The organism is Streptomyces sp. NBC_00083, from assembly GCF_026343295.1.
Taxonomy (GTDB): Bacteria; Actinomycetota; Actinomycetes; order Streptomycetales; family Streptomycetaceae; genus Streptomyces.
In genome coordinates, this window is sequence record NZ_JAPELY010000005.1 from 41,357 (window position 1) to 58,658 (window position 17,302).

Genomic DNA, 17,302 nt, shown 5'->3' on the forward strand with positions numbered 1-17,302 from the left:
GCCGCCCGCTCCTCCCTGCCGCGCCGAACGCGGCAGTCAGCTGTGCTCCGACACCTGAAGTCTTCTGGTCGCGGAAGTCCTGGCACAGGCGTGTTCGGCCACCCCGACGGCCCGGCCTCGCGACCGCCCCACCGGGGGTACCCGAACGGGTAGGCCCCGCCGTGGCAGACTCGGCGGGGGTGGACGGGGTGCCGGGCCGAGGGGGGAGCGCCGTGGGGTCGCCGGAGTTGCTCATCGTGCTCGACCGGGGCGGCGGTACGCCGTTGCAGCAGCAGCTCGGTGACCGGATCGCCGCGCTGGTGCGGGCGGGCCGGCTGCGCCCCGGGGACGCGCTGCCCGCCTCGCGCGAGCTCGCCCGCCAGCTCGACGTGTCACGGACCGTCGTCACCCGCGCCTACGAACTCCTGCGCGCGGGCGGCGTCATCACCGCCCGGCAGGGTTCGGGGACCCGCGTCGCACCCGATGCCGGCCAGCCCGCCCGGCCCCAACACGCTCTGCCCGCAGCCTCGTTGGCGCCGCAGCCGCCGCGGCCCACCGACGGCGGCGACGCCCTGTGGCGGCCCTGGGAGCCGCCGCCCGCGCAACGGGCCGCGGACGTCATCGACTTCCGGCACGGCACACCCGCGCTCGCCGAGTTCCCGCTGGCGCGCTGGCGGCAGTCGCTGCACACGGCGTACGGCCGCGCGGGCGCCGCCTCGCTCGGCTACGGGCCGGCCGAGGGCTCACCCGCGCTGCGGACGGAGATCGCGACGCTGGTCCGGCGCAGCCGCGCCCTCGACGCCCCGGCCGACCGCATCATGGTCACCAGCGGCGCCACCCAGGCGATGGACATCCTGGTCCGGATGCTGGTCGGCCCCGGCGACGTCGTGGTCATCGAGGACCCCAGCCACACCGTGCTCCGGCAGGTCTTCGGCTGTTCGGGCGCGCACGTCGTGCCCGTGCCGGTGGACGAACAGGGGTTGCGCGTCGACGACATCGACGCCCGGGTACGCGCCCACGGCCACGACCCGGCCCGCGTGCGGCTCGTGTACGTGACGCCGTCGCACCAGTTCCCCACCGGGTTCATCCTGTCCGGGCCGCGCCGGCGCGGGCTGCTCCGGTGGGCGTACGACCGCGGGGCGACCGTCCTGGAGGACGACTACCACCACGAGTTCACCTTCACCGGGGAGCGTCTTCCCGCCCTCGCCGCCGAGCGGCACCGCTCCACCGTGGCCTACGTCGGCAGCTTCAGCAAGACGCTCTTCCCCGCCCTGCGCATCGGCTACGCCGTCCTGCCGCCGCACCTCGTGCAGCCGTTCCTCGGCATCAAGTGGATCACCGACCGGCTCACCCCCACCGTCACCCAGGACGCCCTCGCCGACTTCATCTCCACCGGCGCGTACGCCCGCCACATCAGCCGCATGACCCGGCTCTACCGCGGGCGCCGCAGCCGCCTCCTGGCAGCGCTGCACGACCACTTCGGCGCCGGGGTCCGCGTGTCGGGTGCGGCGGCCGGCCTGCACGTCCTCGTCACCCTGACCGGAGCGCGGGGCGTCCCCGAGGACCGGATCGCCGCGGCGGCGGCCACGCACGGCGTGCGGATCCACCCCGCGTCCGGCTACTTCGTCCAGGACCCGCCGGCCGATCCCGCCTTCCTCATGGGGTACGCGGCCCTGCCCGCCCCCCGCATCACCCGCGGCGTCGCCCTGCTCGCCGGCGCGGTGCGCGAGGCCGCGTCGGGCTAGCCGTTCGCCGCGAGTGCCGCCTCGGCCGCGGCGGCCGTCGGCCTCGTCCGCAGCAGCGCGAACCCCGCCATCCCGACGAGCGGGGCGCCCAGCAGCGCCACGAAGACCGGCCGGTGCCCCTGCGCCGCCCACAGCGCTCCGAGCCCCACCGGCACCACGAGCCGCGCGAGGCCCAGCACGAAGCCGTTGAGCGCCATGTAGGTGCCGACGCGGCGCTCGTCGACGTGGTCGGCGACGTACGTCGGCACGACCACGGACACGATGATCTCGCCGAGGGTCCACACCCCTGTGGACAGCAGCAGCGCCGGCAGCGAGAACCCGAGCACGATCACGGCGAGGCCGAGGGTCCACAGCAGCCCCGCGGCCAGCAGCAGCGTCTTCGTGCCGTGGCCGCGCAGCCGCCTCTCCAGGGGCAGCCCGAGGCCCACCACGACCACGCTGTTGATCGTGTAGACCACCCCGACGAGCCCCGCCGAACCGTGCAGGACCGTCGTGACGGCGAGCGGCAGCGCGTATTCGAGGCCGATGAGCGGAACCACGTAGAAGAAGGAGACGAGGATCAGGAGGAGCACGTGGGGATGACCGGTCACCGGCCAACGACCGTATCGCGCAACGGACTTGGGACCCTTTGTCCTGCGGTCGCGCGGCACCCGCCACACGATCAGCGCCGCGCACAGCAGGCCCGCGAGGATGTCGCCCGCGAACATGACGCGGTACGAGTACCCGGCGGCGACCCCGCCGAGGAGCGGGCCCACGCCCATGCCGAGGTTGTTGCCGACGTAGCCGACCGTGTACGCGAACGGGCGCTGCTCGGGGGTGGCCAGGTCGGCGACCAGGGTGTTGGAGGCGGGGCCGAACATGCCCGTGCCGACCAGGGCGAGGAAGAGGAGCGCCGCGTACGCCCAGGGTGCGCCGTCGAGCAGGGCGAGGCCGAGGTAGCCAGCGGCGTTGAGGAGCAGCGCGGCCAGCAGGGCGGCGCGGCGGCCCCGGCGGTCGCACACGGGGCCGCTCAGGAGGCTTCCGACGAGCAGCCCCGTGCTGCCGACAGAGATGAGCAGGCCGGCCTCCGCGGGGCCGAGCCCCTTGCCGCGCACCAGGTACACGGCGAGCAGCGGGAAGACGAACATCCCGGCCCGGTTGACGAAGGAGGCGGCGAACAACACCCGCAACGCGAGCGGGAGTTCACCGAGGCGTCTCGTCCAGGTCATGGCCGGCCGCCGGTCCGTACGCGGAAGGCGTCCCGCACCGTGGCGAAGCGGGCCCCCACCTCCTCGACGTCCCGGCCCTCGCACACGTACCAGCCGAGCACGTCGTTGGATGCGGTCGGCGGCGCGAGGACATCACCCACGCGCTTCCACACCTCGGCGTCCACCACGCCCTCCAAGGTGGCCAGTTCGGCGGCGGAGGTGAGAGAGGTGATCGTTCCGTACGCGTCGGACGACAGGTACTCGGTGCCGATCTCCGGGCCGAGCCGGGCGGCGGGGCGGTGGCCGGGGTCGAGTTCCAGGCGGCACCACTCGCCGGCCAGGTTGATGCCGCGGCCCGCCAGGACGGCCGGCACGATCGAGCCACCGCCGGCTCTCGCGCCCGCCTCGCCGAACACGATCTCGCCGTCGTCCCGGAGGAAGAACTCGGCGTGCGCGACCCCGGTGCCCAGGCCGAAGCCCCGCAGGATCACGCCGTTCAGCTCCAGGATGCGCCACTCCGCCGGCGTCAGGTCGTACTTGCGGGAGATGGTGCCACCGGGCTCGTCACGGTAGTCGAGGACGGAGTACGTGTACCGCGAGAGCTGCTCGAAGACGATGTCGTCGCGCTGGACGAGGGAGTCGACGTGGAACTCGGTGCCGTGGACGAACTCCTCCACCCGGTACTCGTGGCGGTCGTCCCCCATCGCCGCCCAGGCGACGTCGAGTTCGGCCCGGTCGTCCACCCGGTAGGTGTTGCCGCAGGCCCAGCCCGCGTACGGCTTGATGACGACCGGGTAGCCGACCTCGTCCGCGAAGTCGGCGACCATCGTGAGGGTGTCGGGCCGGCAGGAGCGGGCCACCGTCACGCCGAGCTCCTCGGCCCTGCGGTGCATCACGTTCTTGTCGCGGAAGTGGAGTGCCTGGGCGGGCAGCAGACCGGGGATGCCGTGGTCCTTGCGGGCCCGGCTGGCGGGCAGGACATCGCCCTCGAAGAGCGCGAAGATCCGCTCGATGCGGTGCTCGGCGACGATACGGCCGACCGCGGCGCGGACCTCGGCGGTGTCGTCGAGGTCGCAGTGGTAGTGCGGCAGCCCGGCGGCCTCGGGCGCCTCCTGACCGGCCGGGAGCAGCACCACGGTGCCCACGCCGAGGTCGGCGGCGGCGTCGACGACTGCGCGGAACTGCGCGGTGTAGCGCCCGGCGGCGGGGCGGTGGATCACCAGGATCGCGGGGGTCGTGCGGTGCTCCTCGTACACCGCCGGTACCAGTGGGACGGCCGGTGTCGACGGCGGGACGGCGGGCATCAGCGCGCGGCTGCGGAGGCCGTCGCGAACGGGTCGCCCGGCAGCACGGCCCGGTGCGGCGCGAACGGGTCGCCCGCCGGTACGGCCCGGTCGAGCAGGAGCGGGTGCCCCGGCGCCGCGCCGAGGCCTTCGAGCGCGGTCAGCGCGGCGGCGAGCCGGGCGAGGGCCTCCTCGACCTCGGCCCGGCCGCCTTCGTGCGCCGCCTCCACGGTGAGCAGCAGCCGGCGCCGTCCGGCATCGGTCCTGACCACGTCGCCCTGGCGCCAGTTCCAGCGGCGCGAGTGCGCGCGGCCCCGTTCATCGGCGTAGATGACCTCGCCCGGTTCGGGGTGCTCCGTGGTGCCGGGCGATCCGAGCGGGGTGAACACCTCGGCGCCGTGCGCGGGGCGCACCTCCAACGCGCCCTGGAGGGAGCCCACATCGCAGGACGCGACGGGAAGCCGGGATGCGAGGGAGACCGCGTTGCAGAGGTCGACGAGGGAGTTGATCCGGGGCAGCCGGGCCCCCTTGGCCACCCTGCGCAGGACCGACTCGGCGGCGCAGGGGTACTTGTTCGGGTTGACGCCGACCACGCGGTACGCCTCGCGCCAGGCGGCGATCGCGGGCAGCGCGGACACCTCCGCGGTGCCGGGACCGGCCGCGTGCAGGGCGTCCTCGGCGGCGGTGAGCCGCGCGCCGGTGTCGACGGCGTCCGGGCCGGCGCCGGTGCCGACGACGTCGATGGCCGGTACCGCGATGAGGCCGAGCACATAGCCGGGCACGCGCTCCGTCAGACGCGGGTCGATCGAGACGGTCAGGGGGCGGGCGTCGCCCGGGGTGTGGGGTGCGTTCTGCATGGCGTGACGGTACGAAGCGGACGGGGGCCCGGCTGTGGCCAATTCCCGGCCATTTCGAAGGTCCACTTCGCACGGCACCCCGTGCCAGAATGCGATCTCGCAAACGCCTTACTCCGGGGGGAAGTTGATGGAGGCGCTCGACGAGCGGGACCCGCGCACCGTGAGTGGATACCGGGTCCTCGGGCGGCTCGGCGAGGGCGGCATGGGCCGGGTCTACCTGGCCCGCACCCGTGGCGGCCGGTCGGTGGCGCTGAAGCTGATCCACTCCGACATGGCGGCCCTGCCGGGCTTCCGCGACCGCTTCCGGCGGGAGGTCGACGTGGTGCGGCGGGTCTCCGGCGCGGGCACGGTGCCGGTGGTCGACGCGGGCGTCGACGAGCAGCACCCCTGGTACGCCTCGGACTACCTGCCGGGCCCCTCCCTCCAGGACGCGGTCGACGCGTACGGCCCGCTGCCCGCGCAGGCGCTGTGGCGGTTCGCCGCCGACCTGGCCCGCACGCTGGAGCACGTCCACGGCATGGACCTCGTCCACCGCGACCTCAAGCCGTCCAACGTGCTCCTGTCCACGTCGGGGCCCCGGCTCATCGACTTCGGCATCGTGCACGCCGTCCTGGAGACCGGGCTGACCCTGTCCGGCGCCCGGATCGGCACGCCCGCGTACATGTCGCCGGAGCAGGCGTACGGGGAGCGCGTCGCGGCAGCGAGCGACATCTACAGCTACGGCCTGACGCTGGCCTTCGCGGCGACCGGCATCACCCCGCGACGCGGCACGACACCGGAGCAACTTCCGGGCGTGGAAGGCCCGTTGGCACTGCTGATCGCGCACTGCCTGGACCAGGACCCACAGCGGCGCCCGTCGGCGGCCGAACTCCACGCACGGGCGCGCGCGTTCGACACGACGACCGACACCTGGCTGCCGGCGTCGGTGGCGTCCGCGATCGCCCGCACCTCGGAGCAGCTGCTCAACCTGGAGACGGAGGACGACCGCGAGCGCCCCGGCCCCGGCCCCGGCCCCGGCCCCGGCCCCAAGGCGGACGGCACGGCGGGCGGCGCCCGGTTCCGGACGGACAGCGGCGGCGCGGGCGCCGGATTCAGGACGAGCGGCGACGCGGGCGCCGGGTTCCACGGCGCCCCGACCCAGGGGCCCGCCCCGGGCCGGTCCGGACCGTCGGCGCCACCTCCGCCGCCTGCCGACTCGGCGAGTTTCTTCGGGAGTTACGGATCCGGCAGCGGCCACACCGCTCACGTCCCGCCGCGACAGCCGGGCTACGGGTACCCGTCGGGTACGCCCGGCACCTCGCCGCACTCCCCCGCCGGCCACCCGCCCGGCGACCGCTCCTGGGTGTACGGCGGGCTTCTCGGCAACCCGTTGTTCGGGCTGATCTGGCTGCTGCCGCTCGGGATCGGCTCCTACCTCGTGGTGTTCGCGGAGCCCACCTTCATGGGATGGCTCCGCGTGATCGCCGTACCGGCACTGCTCGGCCTGGGTGGCCGGCTCGCCGCGGCGCGCCGGCGGATGCCGGTCGCGAAGTGGTGCGGCCTGCTCCAGACGTTCTGGCTCACCCTCGCCTTCTTCGAGGTGCAGGGCTGGTGGGGCATCGGCACGTACAGCGCGATGGGCGTCGCGGCGAAGCACGGCGGCGTGGTGAGCGGATACCAGAACCTGGTGGACTCCCTGACCGGGATCTTCTCCTTCTTCCTCGCCCTCGGCTCGCTCGCCATGGTCTACGTCGTGCCGGCCGTCTTCGCCCGCCGCCTTCGCCGCCGCAAGGAGGGGTTCTAACCCAGCACCCGGCACCCGGCACCCGGCACGGGGCCCCCGGCACCGGGCGGCGCGGCGTGGCTCAGCCTCCTGGGCGGCGGGTCCAGGCGTCGCGGGCGGGGCCGGTGGCGGACGGGGCGGCGCGGAGCGATCTGGTCCAGCCCCAGGACGCGTACGCCGCCGCGGCCGCCGTGTTGTCGGGGGCGATCAGGGCGGTGAGCAGGTCGGCCTCCTGGCGTTCGAGGAGGCGTTCCTGGAGCCGGGTGGCCACGCCCGCGCGGCGGCGCGTGGGCAGCACCATCAGCTCCGCGAGCGCGAACACCCGGTCGGAGGCGGCGAGTTCCTCGTCGCCGTCGGTCGCCGCGCCCCGGAAGCCGTGCCACCACTCGCCCTCACGGCCCGGCGGATAGCCGTACGCGCAGCCGAGCAGGAACGGATCCCCCGCGATGATCATGTCGAAGCCGGGTCGCTGCACGTCCTGCGCGAAGCGGCGCAGGAACGCGTCCCGCTCCGGGGGCTGCGCGCCCGGCGTGCCGTCGTACGCCGCCACGTACAGGTCCGCGACGGACTCCCGCTGTTGCTCGGCCTGCCAGCGGGAGAGCCGCCGCAAGAACACCTCTGTCATCGCAACAGCGTGGCAGGTCACGGCGGTTCGCGGAACAGGCGGGAGGGGGGCGCGGCGGGTGCGCCCGGCGCCGCGGGGCCGCCGCCGGCAGCGCGTTGACCGGAGACGGCGGGCGTCGCACACTGACCGGACCATGAACGACGAACCGATCGTGACGCTCCACGGCGAACGCGAGCTGATCGACCGCGCCGGGCATCTGTTCGCCGGGGCGCGGCACGAGTTCCTGGTCGCCGCCGCCGACCCGGGGACCTGGTCGGCCGGGGTCAACACCGCCTTCCGGGCCGGGCTGCGCCCCGGCAGGGCGCCCGACGGGCCCGTCCTGCACAAGCTCTACACCCCGCAGGCGCTCCCCGACGCGCACGCCGAGCGGCGGCTGGCCAGGATGGCCGCCACGGGGGCCGACATCCGGATCTGCGCGGCGCCGCTCGCCCAGGAGACCATCATCCTGGACCGGCGCACGGCGATCCTCGCGGGTACGCCCGCCGTCGGCACGCGGACGTACACGGTGATCCGCTCGCCCGATGTCGTCGCGGGCCTCAGGTCGCTGGTGCGGGCCGCGTGGGCCACCTCGCCCGACCTCGACGAGCACCTGCGGCGGCGCCCCGCGGAGCTGGGCGAGGAAGCGCGGCGGATCCTGCGGATGCTGGGCGCGGGCCACACCGACGAGTCGGCGGCGCGGCTGCTCGGCATGTCGCTGCGTACCTACCGGCGACGGGTCGCCGATCTGATGGACGCGCTCGGTGCGACCTCCCGGTTCCAGGCCGGGGCGCGTGCGCGGGAGCTGGAGGGTGGCGTCGGGGGAGGCCCGCTCCCGGCCCGGACCCCGCTTTGAAGGTCGCCCCGCACACCATGACTCAAAACAGCAAATGCGAGCCATACTCTCGTACATGACTCATAAACGCGTGGCCGAGCGGCACATGGCGGTAGTGGGTGCGGTGGACCGGCCGGTCCTGTTGAGCGTGGCCGAACTGCGCGAGCGGTGGCCCCAGCGGACGGCGGCCGTCACCTTCGACTGTGCGACGAGCGGCCGGCGGGCCCACACGTTCACGGGGCCGCTGCTGCGCGAGGTGATCACCGCCGCGGGCCCCGGCTTCGACGCCGCCCGCCGCAAGGACCGGTCCCGGTTCCTTCTGGAGATCACCGGCGAGGACGGGCACGCCACGGTGGTGTCCTGGGCCGAGATCGACGAGGACTTCGGCGACTCGCCGATGCTGCTCGCCACCGCGCTCGACGGCGCAGCCCTCGACGGCCCCGGCGCCCAGCTCGTCATCCCCACCGACCGGTGCGGGGCGCGCTACATCAGCGGGATCACCCAGATCAGGGTGCGCGCGTGCGCGGAGCCGCACGAAGCGGAACGGTACGGAGCGGAACGGTACGAAGCGGAGCCGCGCGAAGCCGAACGGCAGCGGGCCGAACGGCAGGAGAACGCGCCGGTTCGCTCAATGAACTAGAGTTCATGGCCACCGGGTCAGCCCCGCAACTCCCCGCCCCCGGAGGCCGGATGAGCACCGCCCCCGCCGAAGCCGTCGGCCCGCTCATGCGCGGAGTCGCCGTCCTGCGCGCACTCGGCGAGGCCGACGGCCGGCTCACCCTCGGCGAGCTGGTCCGCGCGACCGGGCTCGCCCGCTCCACCGTCGACCGGGTCGCCGCGACCCTGGCCCGCATGGGCTACCTGCGCCTCGACGGGCCCACCGCCACGCTCGCACCACGGCTGATGGAGCTCGCCAACGCCTACCTCGGCGCGCTGCGGCTGCCCGCCCTGTTCGGTCCGTGCGCGGCCCGACTGGCCGAGGAACTCGACGAGTCGGTGTCGCTCGCGGTGCCGGACGGCGACGGCATCCGCTTCGTCCACCAGAGCACCCGGCACCGCGCGATGTCGCTCACCTTCCGCATCGGCGACCTCCTGCCGGCCGAACGCACCGCGCCGGGGCCCCTGTTCGCCGCGCACTGGGCGCCCGAACAGTGGACGGCGTGGCGCGCACGACGGGCCACCGGCCCCGGGGACGCCGCCCCCGGGGACGCCGCCCTTCCCGGCGTCGAGGACCGCGTCGAGGCGCATTTCGAGGAGCGGTTCGAGGAGCGGGTCACCGAGGCGCGGGCCGAGGGATGCGCCGTCGACGACCAGCTCATCGAGCCCGGCCTCATCGCGGTGGCCGTACCCGTCCACGCCCCGGACGGCACACCCGTCTGCGCGGTCAGCGTCGTCAGCCACACCAGCCGGCACAGCGCCGACTCGCTGCGCGCGGCCGTACTCCACCGCCTGCGTACGGCCGCCGACGCCATGGAAGCCGCACTCGCCCGCGACCACACCACCACGGGCGCGAGCACCCCGTCGCCCCCGCCCCGCCCGCTCGCCGCCTGGACCTCCGCCTCGAAGCAGGAGCTCGGCTCGGAATTCGTCGAGTCGCTGGCGCGCGGCCTCACCGTCCTGACCGCGTTCGGCGCCGGGCGCGCCGCGCTCTCCCTCAGCGCCGTCGCCGAAGCGACCGGCCTGGCCCGCGCCACCGCGCGGCGCGCCCTGATCACCCTCGACCATCTGGGCCTGGTCGCCACCGAGGGCCGCGTCTTCCGCCTGACCCCGCGCGTCCTGGCGCTCGGCTGCCCGCCGCTCTCCCGGACGACGCTCCCCGACATCGCGGCGCCCCACCTGGCCGCGCTGGCACGCACCGTCCACGACTCCGCCTCGCTCGCGGTCCTCGACGGCGACGCCATCCGCTACACGGCCCGGGTCGCCACCAGCCGGATCATGAGCGTCACCATCACCCTCGGCACCCGTTTCCCCGCGTACGCCACCGCCATGGGCCGGGTGCTGCTCGCGGATCTGCCCGTCGCCGAACGCGCGCGACGGCTCGGCCGTACGGAGCTGTCGGCGCTCACCCCGCACACGATCACCTCACCGGCCGTACTCACCGCGCTCCTGGCACAGGTCGCCGAGCAGGGTTACGCGGTGGTCGACGAGGAGCTGGAGGAGGGGCTGCGCTCCCTCGCGGTGCCCGTGCGGGACGCCGGGGGCCGGGCCGTGGCGGCGGTGAACGTGGCCATGCACACCACCCGGCGCACCCGCGCGGAGTGCCTGGACCAGGTGCTGCCGCAGATGCGCGCCACCGTGGCGGCCATCGAGGCGGAGCTGCACGTGGTGGGCCGCTTCTGCCCGGCCCCGGCGGCATGAGGACCGGGCGCACCACGGGGTGAGGACCGGGCGCACCGCGGGGTGAGGCCCGCCGTGCGGCCGACGGGTCCGCGTCTTCGCGAGATCTCCCTCTAATCGGTTAATTGGGTCGCACGCGGACATGTCGCCGCCCGGGGCAGGGGATACAGGGCTCATCCCCTGCCCCCGCCCTTCCCTGACACCGGAGTACGCCTCGTGGAGACCACAGACACCGTGTGGAGCTGCCCTTTCGACTACGCCGACGCACTCGAATTCGACCCGCAGCTCCAGCGGATGCTGACCGAAGAACCGGTCGCGCGGATCCGCATGGCGTACGGGGAGGGCGAAGCCTGGCTCGTCACCCGGTACGAGGACGTGCGCACGGTGACCACCGACCGCCGCTTCAGCCGCAGCGCGGTCATCGGCCGGGACTTCCCGCGGATGACCCCCGAGCCGATCGTGCAGGACGAGTCGATCAACCTGATGGACCCGCCGGCCAGCAGCCGGCTGCGCAGCCTCGTCGCGAAGAGCTTCGCCCCCAAGCACGTGGCGCGGATGCGCGAGCGCACCCAGCGCGTGGTCGACGGGCTGCTCGACACGATGGCCGCGCACGGCTCGCCCGCCGACTTCGTGGCGCACGTCGCCGCCCCGCTCCCCCTCGTCACGATCTGCGAGGTCCTCGCGATCCCCGAGGGCGAACGGGACTGGCTGCGCGGTCACGCGCTGACCATGATGAACATCGGCGCCGCGGGCCGGGAGGCGGCCGTCGCGGCCAAGGCCGACCTGCGGGCCTACTTCACCGACCTCACCGCGGCCCGCCGCCGCTCCCCCGGCGACGACCTGATCTCCACCCTGGCCACCGCCCGTGACGGGGACGAGCTCCTCGACGACCAGGAGCTCGCCGTGATGGCGATGGTCCTGCTCATCACCGGCCAGGACACCACCACCTACCAGCTCGGCAACATCGCGTACACGCTTCTGACCAGGCCGGACATCCTCGATGTCCTGCGTGCGCGCCCGGACCGCTTCCCCGCGGTCCTCGACGAGCTGCTCCGCTTCATCCCGTTCCGCAAGGGCGTCGGCATCCCGCGGATCGCCCTGGAGGACGTCGAGCTGAGCGGGGTCCTCATCCGCGCCGGTGATGTCGTCCATGTCTCCTACCTCACCGCCAACCGGGACGGCGCCAAGTTCGACCGGCCCGGCGAGGTCGACCTGGACCGCGGCTCGGTGGCGCACATGACGTTCGGCTGGGGCGCGCACCACTGCCTCGGCGCCCCGCTCGCCCAGATGGAACTGGAGGTGGCGTTCACCTCCCTGCTCACCCGCTTCCCGGGCATCCACCACGCCGGCGCACCGGCCGACGTGCCGTGGAACACCCACTCCATCTGGCGCTACCCGCTCAGCCTTCCGGTCGCCTGGTGACCAACCCCCCACCGACGAAAGGCAGTTAGATGGCCACCCTGTGCAGACCGGCGGTCGCCGTTCCCGACCACGTCATCACCCAGGAGCAGACCCTGGCGATCGCCCGCGAGACCCACGCGGACCATCCCCAGCTCGGTCTGGTCCTGCGGCTCATCGAGAACACCGGCGTCCGCACCCGGCACCTCGTGCAGCCCCTCGAAGAGACCCTGGCCCACCCCGGTTTCGAACTCCGCAACCAGGTGTACGAGGCCGAGGCGAAGCGGCGGGTGCCCGAGGTGGTGCGCGAGGCGCTCGCCCACGCCGAGGTCGAGCCCGCCGACATCGACATGATCGTCTACGTGTCCTGCACGGGCTTCATGATGCCCTCGCTGACCGCGTGGCTGATCAACACGATGGGCTTCCGCTCCGACACCCGTCAGCTGCCCATCGCCCAGCTCGGCTGCGCGGCGGGCGGCGCGGCGATCAACCGCGCCCACGACTTCATCACGGCCTACCCGGGCTCCAACGTGCTGATCGTGTCGTGCGAGTTCTGCTCGCTGCTCTACCAGCCCACCGACATCGGCGTCGGCTCGCTGCTCTCCAACGGCCTGTTCGGGGACGCCCTGTCGGCCGCGGTGGTCCGCGGCGAGGGCGGCACCGGCATGCGCATCGAGCGCAACGGCTCGCACCTGGTGCCGGACACCGAGAACTGGATCTCGTACGCGGTGCGCGAGACGGGCTTCCACTTCCAGCTCGACAAGCGCGTGCCCGGCACCATGGAGATGCTGGCGCCCGCGCTCAAAACCCTGGTGGCCCAGCACAGTTGGGAGGTCGGTGCGCTCGACTTCTACATCGTGCACGCCGGCGGCCCGCGCATCCTGGACGACCTGTGCCACTTCCTCGAACTCGGCCCGGAGATGTTCCGCTTCAGCCGCAGCACCCTCACCGAACGCGGCAACATCGCGAGTTCGGTGGTCTTCGACGCGCTGGCGCGGCTCTTCGACGAGGGCGGCATGGAGGACGGGGCCCGCGGCCTGATCGCCGGATTCGGGCCCGGCATCACCGCGGAGATCGGCGTGGGCAGCTGGAACGCGGGCCCGCACCTGGACGAGGAGCTCAGCGCGATGGCCGCGAAGCTCTGAACCCCCCGCCCCCCGCTACTCGTTGACGAGGACGGGAATCGAGAGAACCACGCCGGCCGGCGTCCCGATCGGGGCGCCGGCCGGCGTGCTCGTGCCGTCCGGCGCGGCGGGCCGGACCGTGAAGTCGATGCCCGCGCCCTCGGCGGCCGGGGTGTGGCCGCCCGGGTGCCCGTCGTGGCCCTCCTCCGCGTACCGGAAGGTGCCCGTGCCGAGCAGCCCGCCGTCCGCGCCGTAGTACGCGGCACGCACTTCGAGGGCGATCAGGTCGCTGACGTCCGAGGTGACCGTGAGGTGGCCCGTCACGGCGGACCCGGCGCCGAGCGCAGCGCCCGTGACCTTCACCCGGTCGGTGAACGGGCCCTGGTCCAGGCGTACTTCGCCCTTCCCCAGTTCGCGGTGGGCGGCGGGCGCCGCGGCCTGCCGCGGTGCGGCGAAGCTCACCGAGGGGACGGGGTCCGGCGCGGCCTCGGCCCGCTCGCCGGCACCGCCGCCACAGCCGGTCGCCAGGGCGAGGGTGACGAGGGCCAGGACGGCCGGGGCGGCGGTGCGGCTGCGTCTCATGTGCGTACGACTCCTGTGTGTGGACGGGCCGGACGGTCAGCCGCGCGGGGCACGGCCGAACAGCGAGCCGTACATCTTCCCGTACAGGTCGGTGTTGAGCTGGCTGGCCGCGAACCGTCCCGCGCCCGGCCCGTAGGCGAAGATCGGCACGTCGGCGCCGGTGTGGTTGCCGGAGAGGTAGGTCAGCCACAGGCTCGCGTCGGGGCTGCCGTCCTTGACGCCCCGGGGGTCGTCGGGGGTGCGGAAGGTGGCCGGGGCGAAGTTCTTCGCGTCGCCCGCGCCCGCGCCGTTGGCGATGCCGGTCGAGCGGGCCGGGTCCTTGGCGCCCGAAGTGGCGCGCGAGGGAAGGGAGTTGTTCGCGGTGTTGCCCGCGTCGGTGTTGGCCGGGGGCGCCACCGACTCGGCGTTGGTGTAGGTGCCCTTCTCGATGATGTTGAAGCCGGCGCACTCGTGGTCGGCGGTGACGACGACCAGGGTGTGGCCGTCCCGCTTCGCGAAGTCGGTGGCCGCCTTGACCGCGTCGTCGAACGCCTTGACCTCGGCGAGCGTCTGGGCCGCGTCGTTGGCGTGCGAGCGCTTGTCGATCTGGGCGCCCTCGATCTGGAGGAAGAAGCCCTTCTTCGAGCGGCCGTCGAGCAGGTCGATCGACTTCTTCGCCATCTCGGCGAGCGTCGGCTCCTGCTTCTGCGGGGCGCCCGCGGGAAGACCGGCCTTCGCCTGCTCGACGGTCAGATTGCCGCGGTTGAAGAGCCCGACGACCTTCTTCCCGCGCGCCTTGTCGAGGTCGGCCTTGGTGGCGACCCGCTGCGAAGCGGCGCTCTGCGCCGGCAGCGTGGGGTCGCCGAACGAGCCGAGCACCTGGTAGCCCTGCTTCTGGAGCGCCTTCTGGTCGTCCGGCTCGAAGCGGGCGAGGCCGCCGCCGAGCACCACGTCGGCGGTGCCGTTGCGGGCGATCTGCTCGGCGATCGGGGTGATCAGGGTCTTGTCGGCGGGCGCCTTCTCGTAGCTGCCGTCGGCGTTCTTCGGCAGGCAGGCGGCGTCCGAGTAGGTGGGGCCCTGGCAGCCGCGCAGGAGCGCGTGGCTGAACTGGGCGGCGGGCGTGGCGTCGGTGATCTCGGCGGTCGAGACGTTGCCGGTGGCGAAGCCGGCCGACTTGGCCTGCTCCATCAGCGTGACCCGGCGCTTCTCGTAACTGTCCACGCCGATCGCGGCGTTGTACGTCTTGATGCCCGATGCCCAGGCGGTGGCGGCGCTCGCCGAGTCCGTGACCAGGGCGGGCCGGTCGCTGCCCTTCTCGACGGCGTACGTGGCGACCGCGCCGGTGTAGGGCAGCTTCTCCATGTTCAGCTTGCCCTGGGCGCCGTAGTAGCGCTCGCGGCCCGCGGTGACATGGGTGCGGCCCATGCCGTCGCCGAGCAGGTAGATGACGTTGTGGATCTCGCGGTCGCCGTCGCCGTGCCCGTGCCGGGGCGTGGAGTTGGCGGTGACGGCCGTGCCGGTCGCGACGGCGGACGCCGCCGCGAACACCGCGAGCACCTTCATGGTGGTGTGTCTCATGGCCGCGAAGCTATGAGCCCCATGTGAACGGACCGGAAGGCGCAGGCGACGTCAGGACGAACGCCTTTGCCTTCCTTATAACCTTTCCGCCCCTGCTCTTTGCCTACCCGTACGAGAGGTTGGAGCAGATGTTGTCGTCGGCCGAGCGGGACGCGTCCACGACGGACGAGGGGACCGCGGCGGGGGCGCTCGGCGAGGCGTCGGGACCGCCCGGCTTGTACTGCGTGCCGAGGATGACGCTCAGGCCCGGCTGCTTGGACGTGCGCATCAGCGCGTCGGGGAAGTGCGTGGCGAGCGTCTTGGCCTTGGCCTCGTCGTTCGGCCCGTACTGGATGACGGTGTGCGTGTAGTCCTGGGTGGCGGCGGTCGCGGTGCCGGTCACCGTGAAGCCCGCGCTCTTGAGGGAGTCCGCGGCGGTGCCCGCGAGCCCCTTGGTGGTGGTGCCGTTGTAGACGGCGACGGCGATCCCCTTGCCGGAGGCGGGTGCCGGGGCGGAGGCGGAGGGCGCGGCGGAGGGCTTGCCGTCCTTGTCCTTGGCCGCGGCGTCCTGGCCGTCCACGGTGCGGTCGGCGCGCAGCGCCGCGAACAGCGCGTCGGCCTCCGGCTTCACCACGGCCACGCGGGCGCCCTCGTACCGCCAGGGCAGGGTGACGAACTTGGTGTTGTGCAGGTCGATGCCCTTCATCGACATCGCGAACGAGATCAGCTTGCTGGGGGAGCCGAGGCCCGAGTCGACGGTCATCGACTTGGTGGCCGCGTTGGCGAGCGGGAGCAGGGTGGTCGGGTCGAGCCCGTTGCCCTTCACCTGCTTGATCAGGCTGCCGATGAAGGCCTGCTGGCGCTTGATGCGGCCGATGTCCGAGCCGTCGCCGATGCCGTGCCGGATGCGGACGTAGTCGAGGGCCTTCTGCCCGGACACCTTCTGCGGGCCCTTGGCGAAGATCAGGCTGCCCTTGTGACCGAGCTTCGGGTTGAGGTCGCCCTGGTAGACGTTGCCGGGGACGCAGACCTCGACGCCGCCGACGGCCTCGGTCATCTTCGCGAAGCCCGCGAAGTCCATCACCATCGTGTGGTCCACGCGCAGCCCGGTGAGCTTCTCCACGGTGTTCTGGGTGCAGGCCGGGTTGCCCTCGACCGTCTCACCCACCTCGAACGCCGAGTTGAACATCTGGAGGTGCTTCTCCTTGGTCCAGCTGCCGTTCGGGAGCTTGCACGAGGGTATGTCGACCAGCGAGTCGCGGGGTATGGAGACGGCGACGGCGTGCTTCTGGTCGGAGTACACGTGCAGCAGCAGCGCGGTGTCCGAGCGGCCGATGTCGCCCTTGCCGTGGCCGTACTTGACGTTGTCGCCCGAGCGCGTGTCGGAGCCGATGATCAGGACGTTCGAGCCCTTGGTGGAGGCGGCGGGGCGGTCGGCGGAGACTCCGCCGTCGTCGAACGTCTTGATGTTGCCGTTCAGCTGGAAGTAGATCCAGCCGCCGCCGGCGACCGCGAGGACGACGACGGAGAGACTCGTGATGCCGATGAGACGCGCGCGGCTGCGCTTCTTCCCGCGGCGCGGCGCGGCCGGGCCATCGCTCTCACGCCTGCTCGTCACTCCCGCTTTGTGGCTCCCGGCCATCGGACCCCTCATCCCTCATTCGCGCCTCTTCTGTAGAGGAGACGGTGAGTCGTACGGTCTGGTTGTACAGTTGCGCAATGTAGCAAGTCTCATTAAGAGCCATCAGCCCCGGCCGTGCACAGACGCGGGCCGCACGAAACCGGCTGTAGGACGCGAACGAGGGAGGACCGCGGGATGTTCCTGCGCAACGGACTCGAACCCTGGCACCTGCTGATCGTCGCCGTAGTACTGATCCTGCTCTTCGGCTCGAAGAAGCTGCCCGACACGGCGCGCGCGCTCGGCAAGTCGCTGCGCATCCTCAAGAGCGAGACCAAGGCGATGCGTGAGGACGGCTCGGCCGCGGCGCCCGCCGCCCCGGCCGCTCACGTCACCCCGGCTCCCGCCGCTCCCGCACCCTCGGAGGCCCCGGCCCAGCCCGCCCCGTAAACCCGTGG

General features: G+C 73.2%; 15 protein-coding genes. 8 read left to right on the forward strand and 7 right to left on the reverse strand.

Annotated elements, in window-relative coordinates; all coding sequences use genetic code 11:
• The first annotated feature begins 212 nt into the window (after positions 1-212).
• Entirely contained in the window at positions 213-1,724 is a 1,512-nt protein-coding gene (locus tag OOJ98_RS32835) for a PLP-dependent aminotransferase family protein (protein ID WP_267058783.1), read from the forward strand.
• On the opposite strand, the gene OOJ98_RS32840 is transcribed toward OOJ98_RS32835, so the two are convergent.
• The 3 genes from OOJ98_RS32840 to OOJ98_RS32850 are packed head-to-tail and all read right to left on the reverse strand — an operon-like array spanning position 1,721 to position 5,051.
• A complete protein-coding gene (locus OOJ98_RS32840; RefSeq protein ID WP_267058784.1) occupies positions 1,721-2,932 on the reverse strand; it encodes an MFS transporter in 1,212 nt (403 codons plus the stop codon). The two genes, OOJ98_RS32835 and OOJ98_RS32840, sit on opposite strands and share 4 nt — an antisense overlap.
• Positions 2,929-4,215 carry an ATP-grasp domain-containing protein gene (locus OOJ98_RS32845; RefSeq protein ID WP_267058785.1) on the reverse strand — a complete coding sequence of 429 codons (1,287 nt, stop codon included), beginning with the start codon at positions 4,213-4,215 and terminating at the stop codon, positions 2,929-2,931. The genes OOJ98_RS32840 and OOJ98_RS32845 overlap by 4 nt, the downstream gene beginning before the upstream one ends.
• Positions 4,215-5,051 (reverse strand): B3/4 domain-containing protein, encoded by an 837-nt coding sequence (locus OOJ98_RS32850; RefSeq protein ID WP_267058786.1) that lies wholly within the window; start codon positions 5,049-5,051, stop codon positions 4,215-4,217. The genes OOJ98_RS32845 and OOJ98_RS32850 overlap by 1 nt, the downstream gene beginning before the upstream one ends.
• A 127-nt stretch (positions 5,052-5,178) precedes the next feature.
• On the opposite strand from OOJ98_RS32850, the gene OOJ98_RS32855 reads away from it, so the two are divergent.
• Positions 5,179-6,834 (forward strand): serine/threonine-protein kinase, encoded by a 1,656-nt coding sequence (locus OOJ98_RS32855; RefSeq protein WP_267058787.1) that lies wholly within the window; start codon positions 5,179-5,181, stop codon positions 6,832-6,834.
• 61 nt (positions 6,835-6,895) lie between these two features.
• On the opposite strand, the gene OOJ98_RS32860 is transcribed toward OOJ98_RS32855, so the two are convergent.
• Complete coding sequence (locus OOJ98_RS32860) at positions 6,896-7,438, reverse strand: GNAT family N-acetyltransferase (RefSeq protein ID WP_267058788.1); 543 nt, start codon at positions 7,436-7,438, stop codon at positions 6,896-6,898.
• Between the two features lie 133 nt (positions 7,439-7,571).
• Between OOJ98_RS32860 and OOJ98_RS32865 the strand changes: the two genes are divergently transcribed.
• The 5 genes from OOJ98_RS32865 to OOJ98_RS32885 all read left to right on the forward strand — a co-directional run bounded on the left by OOJ98_RS32865 (position 7,572) and on the right by OOJ98_RS32885 (position 13,129).
• Entirely contained in the window at positions 7,572-8,270 is a 699-nt protein-coding gene (locus OOJ98_RS32865; RefSeq protein WP_267058789.1) for a DNA-binding response regulator, read from the forward strand.
• A 55-nt stretch (positions 8,271-8,325) separates the two neighbouring features.
• Positions 8,326-8,889, forward strand: coding sequence for a molybdopterin-dependent oxidoreductase (locus tag OOJ98_RS32870; protein WP_323177961.1), 564 nt, complete (start codon positions 8,326-8,328; stop codon positions 8,887-8,889).
• A gap of 50 nt (positions 8,890-8,939) precedes the next feature.
• Complete coding sequence (locus tag OOJ98_RS32875) at positions 8,940-10,607, forward strand: IclR family transcriptional regulator C-terminal domain-containing protein (protein WP_267058790.1); 1,668 nt, start codon at positions 8,940-8,942, stop codon at positions 10,605-10,607.
• A gap of 195 nt (positions 10,608-10,802) precedes the next feature.
• The gene (locus tag OOJ98_RS32880) at positions 10,803-12,008 is read left to right on the forward strand and encodes a cytochrome P450 (RefSeq protein ID WP_267058791.1); all 1,206 of its coding nucleotides are present in this window, start codon (positions 10,803-10,805) and stop codon (positions 12,006-12,008) included.
• Positions 12,009-12,037: 29 nt separating this feature from the next.
• The gene (locus OOJ98_RS32885) at positions 12,038-13,129 is read left to right on the forward strand and encodes a type III polyketide synthase (RefSeq protein ID WP_267058792.1); all 1,092 of its coding nucleotides are present in this window, start codon (positions 12,038-12,040) and stop codon (positions 13,127-13,129) included.
• Between the two features lie 15 nt (positions 13,130-13,144).
• On the opposite strand, the gene OOJ98_RS32890 is transcribed toward OOJ98_RS32885, so the two are convergent.
• The 3 genes from OOJ98_RS32890 to OOJ98_RS32900 all read right to left on the reverse strand — a co-directional run bounded on the left by OOJ98_RS32890 (position 13,145) and on the right by OOJ98_RS32900 (position 16,868).
• Positions 13,145-13,690, reverse strand: a complete 546-nt coding sequence (locus OOJ98_RS32890; protein ID WP_267058793.1) for a hypothetical protein — start codon at positions 13,688-13,690, stop codon at positions 13,145-13,147.
• Positions 13,691-13,726: 36 nt separating this feature from the next.
• Positions 13,727-15,247, reverse strand: coding sequence for an alkaline phosphatase (locus tag OOJ98_RS32895; protein WP_267058794.1), 1,521 nt, complete (start codon positions 15,245-15,247; stop codon positions 13,727-13,729).
• Between the two features lie 103 nt (positions 15,248-15,350).
• Positions 15,351-16,868 (reverse strand): LCP family protein, encoded by a 1,518-nt coding sequence (locus OOJ98_RS32900; RefSeq protein WP_267058795.1) that lies wholly within the window; start codon positions 16,866-16,868, stop codon positions 15,351-15,353.
• A 174-nt stretch (positions 16,869-17,042) separates the two neighbouring features.
• On the opposite strand from OOJ98_RS32900, the gene tatA reads away from it, so the two are divergent.
• Complete coding sequence (tatA, locus tag OOJ98_RS32905) at positions 17,043-17,294, forward strand: Sec-independent protein translocase subunit TatA (protein ID WP_267058796.1); 252 nt, start codon at positions 17,043-17,045, stop codon at positions 17,292-17,294.
• Positions 17,295-17,302: the final 8 nt, after the last annotated feature.

Bases quoted from the DNA above. Each gene is read 5' to 3' on its own strand.
- OOJ98_RS32840 (WP_267058784.1), bottom strand. From the start codon at position 2,932: ATGACCTGGACGAGACGCCTCGGTGAACTCCCGCTCGCGTTGCGGGTG.
- OOJ98_RS32845 (WP_267058785.1), bottom strand. From the start codon at position 4,215: ATGCCCGCCGTCCCGCCGTCGACACCGGCCGTCCCACTGGTACCGGCG.
- OOJ98_RS32850 (WP_267058786.1), bottom strand. From the start codon at position 5,051: ATGCAGAACGCACCCCACACCCCGGGCGACGCCCGCCCCCTGACCGTC.
- OOJ98_RS32855 (WP_267058787.1), top strand. From the start codon at position 5,179: ATGGAGGCGCTCGACGAGCGGGACCCGCGCACCGTGAGTGGATACCGG.
- OOJ98_RS32860 (WP_267058788.1), bottom strand. From the start codon at position 7,438: ATGACAGAGGTGTTCTTGCGGCGGCTCTCCCGCTGGCAGGCCGAGCAA.
- OOJ98_RS32865 (WP_267058789.1), top strand. From the start codon at position 7,572: ATGAACGACGAACCGATCGTGACGCTCCACGGCGAACGCGAGCTGATC.
- OOJ98_RS32870 (WP_323177961.1), top strand. From the start codon at position 8,326: ATGACTCATAAACGCGTGGCCGAGCGGCACATGGCGGTAGTGGGTGCG.
- OOJ98_RS32875 (WP_267058790.1), top strand. From the start codon at position 8,940: ATGAGCACCGCCCCCGCCGAAGCCGTCGGCCCGCTCATGCGCGGAGTC.
- OOJ98_RS32885 (WP_267058792.1), top strand. From the start codon at position 12,038: ATGGCCACCCTGTGCAGACCGGCGGTCGCCGTTCCCGACCACGTCATC.
- OOJ98_RS32890 (WP_267058793.1), bottom strand. From the start codon at position 13,690: ATGAGACGCAGCCGCACCGCCGCCCCGGCCGTCCTGGCCCTCGTCACC.
- OOJ98_RS32895 (WP_267058794.1), bottom strand. From the start codon at position 15,247: ATGAGACACACCACCATGAAGGTGCTCGCGGTGTTCGCGGCGGCGTCC.
- OOJ98_RS32900 (WP_267058795.1), bottom strand. From the start codon at position 16,868: ATGGCCGGGAGCCACAAAGCGGGAGTGACGAGCAGGCGTGAGAGCGAT.
- tatA (WP_267058796.1), top strand. From the start codon at position 17,043: ATGTTCCTGCGCAACGGACTCGAACCCTGGCACCTGCTGATCGTCGCC.